At 50.1% G+C, this 587-nt stretch carries 1 protein-coding gene; it reads right to left on the bottom strand.

The genetic code is table 11. From position 1 onward, the window contains the following. Positions 1-285, bottom strand: a 285-nt coding sequence (locus ABEA04_RS22960) for an antitermination protein N (protein ID WP_345464701.1), incomplete at its 3' end; no start/stop codon positions are given. Between the last annotated feature and the right edge of the window lie 302 nt (positions 286-587).

Here is a 587-nt window from a genome sequence, read left to right as displayed (position 1 = left end):
TCCACTGCATGTTATGCCGCGTTCGCCAGGCTTGCTGTACCATGTGCGCTGATTCTTGCGCTCAATACGTTGCAGGTTGCTTTCAATCTGTTTGTGGTATTCAGCCAGCACTGTAAGGTCTATCGGATTTAGTGCGCTTTCTACTCGTGATTTCGGTTTGCGATTCAGCGAGAGAATAGGCCGGTTAACTGGTTTTGCGCTTACCCCAACCAACAGGGGATTTGCTGCTTTCCATTGAGCCTGTTTCTCTGCGCGACGTTCGCGGCGGCGTGTTTGTGCATCCATCTGGATTCTCCTGTCAGTTAGCTTTGGTGGTGTGTGGCAGTTGTAGTCCTGAACGAAAACCCCCCGCGATTGGCACATTGGCAGCTAATCCGGAATCGCACTTACGGCCAATGCTTCGTTTCGTATCACACACCCCAAAGCCTTCTGCTTTGAATGCTGCCCTTCTTCAGGGCTTAATTTTTAAGAGCGTCACCTTCATGGTGGTCAGTGCGTCCTGCTGATGTGCTCAGTATCACCGCCAGTGGTATTTATGTCAACACCGCCAGAGATAATTTATCACCGCAGATGGTTATCTGTATGTT

Origin of the sequence: Nocardioides marinquilinus (genome assembly GCF_039543705.1) — a bacterium.
In the GTDB taxonomy this organism is placed as follows: Bacteria; Actinomycetota; Actinomycetes; order Propionibacteriales; family Nocardioidaceae; genus Nocardioides; species Nocardioides marinquilinus.
This window is presented reverse-complemented; position numbering and strand designations above follow the sequence as displayed.